This is a genomic window from Mucilaginibacter galii (assembly GCF_014635825.1).
In the GTDB taxonomy this organism is placed as follows: domain Bacteria; phylum Bacteroidota; class Bacteroidia; order Sphingobacteriales; family Sphingobacteriaceae; genus Mucilaginibacter; species Mucilaginibacter galii.
Genome location: NZ_BMDO01000005.1, coordinates 313976 through 320434, shown reverse-complemented (window position 1 = coordinate 320434; position 6459 = coordinate 313976). Strand labels below are relative to the sequence as shown.

The following is a 6459-nucleotide window of genomic DNA, read 5'->3' as shown; positions in this document are numbered from 1 at the left end:
GGTAGGTCTGCAAATAGTTCCGCTTTAAGGTCAGATCACTCGTGTTAATGCGCATAACAAGTTAACTTAGTTATTTAAAGTTAAGCTTGTCCCCGAATTATCTGACCTTTACAATTGCGAGCGACAAAGAAGCAATCCCTGCGCTGGCTAATCAAGCGGTTTACCTGTAGTGTAGAGATTGCTTCGTACCTCGCAATGACGCTTTTATAAAATATCCAGTACCTAAATGTCATTGCGAGGAGCGTTAGCGACGTGGCAATCTCTTTATGCTATGTTACCGGGCGTAGGAGATTGCCACGCTATCGCTCGCAATGACATTGTTTTTAAGTTTAAGTGTTAAAAATCGCCAGCAAACTTAATTTCGATGTAACAAACCCGATAATAATGTCAACCTCGCATTATTATAGCCACTTTATTAAATATATTTAAGCCAAATTAACTAAAACTGCAAAATGAAGAAACTTTTACTCGCTTGTTTTGCCCTTTTCATGGTTCATTTGAGTTACGCCCAGGAAACTTTCCCGGTAAATGGCTCTTGGGACGTACGATCGGGGCAATATGCATTTACCAATGCCACTATTGTGGTGAGCGCGGCTCAAACCATTAATAATGGCACCTTAACTATTAAAGATGGCAAAATTGAGTCGGTTGCCGCCGGTGGCACCGTGCCCAAGGGTTATGTAACTGTTGACCTGAAAGGTAAATACATTTACCCCGGATTAATTGATGCCTTTACCACTTACGGTATTCCCGAAGCTCCGCGTACTGCCGGTGCAGGCGGTGGCGGTTTTAACCGTGTATCGGTTCCGGTTAGTACCAAGAACGGCCCTTACGGCTGGAACGAGGCCATTCGCCCCGATGTGAACGTGAAGAACATGTTCCATGTAAACACCACCCGTGCCGAAGAAATGAAACGTAATGGCTTTACTGCCGTGCAATCTTTAATTCAGGATGGTATTGCCCGTGGCACCTCGGCCGTGTTAAGCCTGGCCGATGCCCGCGATAATGAGGTGATCATCAAAGACGAGGCTGCTGCACACTACTCTTTTAGCAAGGGTACTGCCGCTACCAACTACCCATCGTCGTTAATGGGCAGCATTGCTTTGATCCGTCAAACTTATTATGATGCCCTTTGGTATAAAGGACAAAGCAAAGAGTACAATATTTCGTTAGCCGAGTTTAACCGCACCCAAACCCTGCCGCAATTTTTTGAGGTGAGCGATGTGCAAAGCATCCTCCGTGCCGATAAAATAGCCAGGGAGTTTGGCAAAACTTATATTTATAAAACCGACGGACAAGAATACCAGCGAATAGATGCCGTAAAGGCTTTAAACGCCAGCTTTATTGTTCCTTTAAATTTCCCGGCCGCTTATGATGTGGAAGATGCACTGGATGCCCGCAACATTAGCTACAGCCAAATGAAAAACTGGGAACTGGCCCCAACCAACCCGGCCACTTTAGAAAAAGCAGGCATCCGCTTTGCCTTAACTACCAATGGCCTAACCAACGCCCGCGATTTTTGGACCAACTTGCGCACCGCTATCACCAACGGTTTGAGCGAAAAGCAAGCCTTACTGTCGTTAACCGAAATACCTGCTTCGATGTTAGGCGTTAGCGATAAGATAGGCACGCTTGCTAAAGGCAAAATGGCCAACTTTATTATTACTTCAGGCAACTTATTTAAGGCCGATAACACCATTTACGAAACCTGGGTACAGGGCGAAAAATTTGCAGTAAGTAAAATGGACGTAAGCGATCTGCGCGGTACCTATAGCTTAAGCGGCAGCGGCTTTGCCAATACCAACTTAGTAATTGGCGGTACACCCGGCGCTTACACGGCCAACATTAACCGCAGCGGTGCCGATAGCACCCGCACTACCGGTACCATTGTACGCACCGGCGATTTGGTGAGCCTGTACTTCGATCTTAAAAACAAGCCTTCGGGCAACATCCGTTTAAACGGCTATATTACTTCGTTATCACCAGTTACCATGCGTGGTACCGGTGTACTTCCCGATGGTGGTTCTGTTAACTGGACGGCTACTTATACCGGTACTGCACCGGCAGGCGGCGGCTTTGGTGGCCGCGGCGGCCGTGGTGGCGCAGGTGCAACTGGCACTACAGGTGCCGAGCAAACCGCTAAAGCTCCTGTGGTTGGCCCGGTGGTTTATCCTTTTGCAGCTTTTGGCAACGTGGTACTACCTAAAGCCGAAACAACTTTATTTAAAAATGCTACCGTTTGGACCAACGAAAAAGAAGGTGTTTTACAAAATGCCGATGTATTGATAGAGAACGGCAAAATTAAAGCCGTAGGTAAAAACCTGCAGGCAGGTGGCGCCAAGGTTATTGATGCTACAGGTAAGCATATCTCGGCTGGTATTGTTGATGAACACTCGCATATTGCGGCATCAAACGGTATTAACGAAGGCACGCAATCGGTAACCTCCGAAGTACGTATTGCCGATGTAATAGATGCCGAAGATATTAACATTTACCGCCAGCTGGCCGGTGGGGTTACTACTTCGCACATTCTGCATGGTTCGGCCAATGCCATTGGCGGCCAAACCCAATTGATGAAACACCGCTGGGGTGTAATGCCCGAACAGTTGAAATTTGAAGGCAGCGATGGCTTTATAAAATTTGCCCTGGGCGAAAACGTTACCCAAAAGAACAGTCCGCAGCAGTTTGGCAATGCCAATGTACGTTTCCCGCAAACCCGTATGGGTGTAGAGCAGGTGTATATTGATGCCTTTACCCGCGCTAAAGAATACAAAGCCGCCCGTGCCGCCAAAGGCAGCACTACCCGCCGGGATCTGGAGTTGGATGCCCTGGTGGAGATCTTAGATGGCAAGCGTTTTATCACCTGCCACTCTTACGTCCAATCGGAAATTAACATGCTCATGCACGTGGCCGACTCTATGGGTTTCAAGATCAATACCTTTACTCACATTTTAGAAGGTTACAAAGTGGCCGACGGGATGCAGAAACGCAAAATTGCCGGTTCTACCTTTAGCGACTGGTGGGCTTACAAGTACGAGGTTGCGGAAGCTATCCCTTACAATGGTAAGCTCATGCACGAGGTTGGCGTATTAACCGGCTTTAACTCTGACGATGAAGAAATGGCCCGCCGCCTTAACCAGGAAGCTGCCAAAGCCGTTACTTATGGCAACATGAGCCAGGAAGATGCCCTGAAACTGGTAACCCTTAACCCAGCTAAAATGCTGCATGTGGATAACCGCATTGGTAGTTTGAAAGCAGGTAAAGATGCCGATTTAGTATTATGGTCGGCCAACCCGCTATCTATTTACGCCGTTGCCGAAAAAACTTATGTAGACGGTATCCCTTACTGGGATTATGCTAAAGATGCCGACAGCCAAAAAGCTTTAAAAGCCGATGAAGGCCGCATTATTCAAAAAATGATTGAGTCTAAAGGTCGTGGTAACGCTACCCAGCGCCCTGCGTTTCAACGTCCGCGTTCTTACCAGTGTGAAGATGTTGAAGAAGATGCGTACATCGTAGCCGATGATTATAACCACATGAAGCAAACCACCGTTCAGTCTCATCAATAATAAGTTAACAGAAATGAAAAATATATTCACCAAAAAAACCATGTCATTAAAAAGCCCCTCCCCGGCCCTCCCCGGAAGGGAGGGAGTTAATCAAAGTCCTCCCTCCCGGGGAGGATTTAGGAGGGGCTTCTTTTTAAGTTTTGGAGGATTGATGCTTACGGCAGTCCTCGCGTTTGGCCAGGCCAATATAATGCCGGCTAAACCGCAAAGCGGCCCTATTGTTATTACAGGTGCCACAATCCACGTAGGTAACGGTAAGGTAATTAACAACGGTTATATTGCTTTTGATAAAGGAAAAATTACCGCCATTGGCGAAGGCACTGCGCCAAATTCTGGCGGCGCTACTATAGTAAATGCATCGGGCAAGCAAATTTACCCGGGCTTTATTTGCCCTATAACTTCTTTGGGTTTGGTAGAGTTCGAGTCTATCCGTGCTACGGATGATGAAACCGAAACCGGCGAATTGAACCCGCATGTACGCTCGCTCATTGCTTATAATACCGATTCGAAGGTTATACCAACCGTACGTTCTAACGGCGTTTTGCTGGCACAGCCTACCCCGCAGGGCGGTATCATACCGGGTCAATCATCAGTAATGATGCTGGATGGTTGGAACTGGGAAGATGCAGCTTATAAAAAAGACATCGGCATCCACTTAACCTGGCCGGTAGCTAACCGCGGTGGCCGCCGTCGTGCCTTCGTAGTACCGGGCGCTTCGCAGGAATCTCCCACCGAACGTGCTCAAAAAGCCATTGACGAGTTAAGCAGCCTGTTCTCGCAAGCCAAAGGTTATGCCGAAACCAAGCCTGCGGTTACCAACGTTCGTTTAGCTGCTATGGTGGGCTTGTTTAACGGCACTAAAAAGCTGTTTATTAATGCCGATGGTGCCAAGGAGATTATCCAGGCGGTAAACTTTGCCAAGCAGTTTGGCGTGCAAGCCGTTATTGTAGGCGGTAAAGAAAGTTACCTGGTAACCGATGTATTGAAAGACAATAACGTACCGGTGATCATCAAAGAAACCCAAACCCTGCCTGCTAAAGACGAGGATGATGTATACCTGCCTTACAAATTACCCCACCTGTTGCAGGATGCCGGCGTGATGTACGGCTTAACCGGCATTGGTTTCTGGCGCCAGCGCAACCTGCCTTTTGAGGCCGGGCAAGCGGTTGGCTACGGCTTAACTAAAGAGCAGGCTATCTCCATGATCACGCTCAACAACGCTAAAATTCTAGGTATTGATAAAACGACCGGTACTTTAGAAACCGGTAAGGATGCCACGTTATTTATCTCTACCGGCGATGCCCTGGACATGCTGACCCTGAACGTGGAGAACGCTTACATTGTAGGCAAGGCCATTAGTTTAGATAACCTGCACAAACAACTGTACAAACGCTACAGCGAAAAGTATGGATTGAAAGCAGACGGAAAGTAGTTGCGGGGAGCGGGGTTGAGAAGTGCGGGGGAGCGGATAATTGCTTGCTTGCCCAATATCTTTTTCTCATTACCATATCCCAACCCGTCATTGCGAGGTACGAAGCAATCCCTGCGGAGACATGAACAGCTCGCTCAGCTTTTGCAGAGATTGCTTCGTATCTCGTAATGACGGGGTTTATAATAAAAAAGAAAGGCTTGCCGATTGGCAAGCCTTTCTTTTTTATAGAGGAAAGCTAAACTTCCCCATCAACACTGCCGGGTTATCACCAGTAGCTATCGGCTCCCCCACCACCGCTTCGTTAGCCAGCAGTGCAAACAAAATAGCTTCTTTGGCATCAGCGTTAATGCCTATGGTACCAGTGTCGGCTATCTCAACCTTAGGAAACGCTTGCTGAAGATAGTTAACGATAAAATTATTTTTAGCCCCGCCGCCGCTTAGAAGCAGTTGATCTATCTGGATATTGATGTTTGCTTTAATAAACCTGATGATGCCCTCGGCCGTAAATGCACTTAAAGTGGCCAGCAGGTCCTGAGGCGAAATGGTTAAGGCGTCGGACCGTTGCTGCGCTTGCTGTACATAGCTGGCGCTGAACAATTCGGGGCCGGTGGTTTTGGGGGCAGGTTGGGTGAAGAATGCATCTTTAAGCAATTCCTCCAGTAACGGTTGATGTACTTGTCCGCCGGAAGCTAAGCGCCCGCCATCATCATAAGGCTGATTAAAATATTGCTGACATACGCGGTCTATCAACGTGTTGCCGGGGCCAACATCGGTACAAATAATGCGTTGTTTACTGGCTGGCAGCCACGTTAAATTGGCAATGCCACCTATATTAAGCAGTATTCGATTTTTGGTGGGATGGCTGCCCAGCAACACATCACCATATAAAGCCAGCGGTGCACCTTCGCCACCTGCCGCAACATGCTTTTGCCTGAAATCGCTAAGGGTTAAGATGCCAGTCTTTACCGCAATATGGTCGCCGTCGCCTATTTGCAGGGTGGCATTGGGGTAACCCATTTGCCCGTGCAAGCGCTGCGGGGCATGGTAAATAGTTTGACCATGACTGGCAATAAGGTCAATATTTTCTGGCTTGTAGTTCCAGCTTTGCAGGGCTTGCAAAATGTAATCGGCATGCAGGGTGGCTATACTGGCATTGAGTAAACACAGCTTTTCCAGGCTTACCTGTTTTTGGGCAAATACATGCTTAACGTCTTGCTTTAAAGCATCGGTGTAAGGTACAGTAGTAAACTCTAATAATTCAAAACGTGTGTCGAAACCGCTGCCTGTAAAACGGCATAGCGCAATATCCAGCCCGTCTAACGAGGTGCCCGACATGAGGCCGATAATGAGCCGCTCGGGTTTTTGAGCAATTGTAAATAACTTTTGTAAGTTAGCGTTCAGCATAAGTTTAAAGGTAAAAATTGTTTGCTACAAACAATAGCTTATATTTAAGCATCG

3 protein-coding genes are annotated in these 6459 nt (G+C 47.5%); 2 read left to right on the top strand and 1 reads right to left on the bottom strand.

Annotation, left to right across the window (positions count from 1 at the left end; all coding sequences use genetic code 11):
- Positions 1-452: 452 nt before the first annotated feature.
- Positions 453-3569 (top strand): amidohydrolase family protein, encoded by a 3117-nt coding sequence (locus IEV61_RS11440; protein ID WP_188416725.1) that lies wholly within the window; start codon positions 453-455, stop codon positions 3567-3569.
- 13 nt (positions 3570-3582) lie between these two features.
- The gene (locus IEV61_RS11435; protein ID WP_229747108.1) at positions 3583-5001 is read left to right on the top strand and encodes an amidohydrolase family protein; all 1419 of its coding nucleotides are present in this window, start codon (positions 3583-3585) and stop codon (positions 4999-5001) included.
- 222 nt (positions 5002-5223) lie between these two features.
- Here the strand turns inward: IEV61_RS11435 and IEV61_RS11430 are convergent, their stop codons facing one another.
- Entirely contained in the window at positions 5224-6405 is a 1182-nt protein-coding gene (locus IEV61_RS11430; RefSeq protein WP_308472326.1) for an anhydro-N-acetylmuramic acid kinase, read from the bottom strand.
- Positions 6406-6459 lie beyond the last annotated feature (54 nt).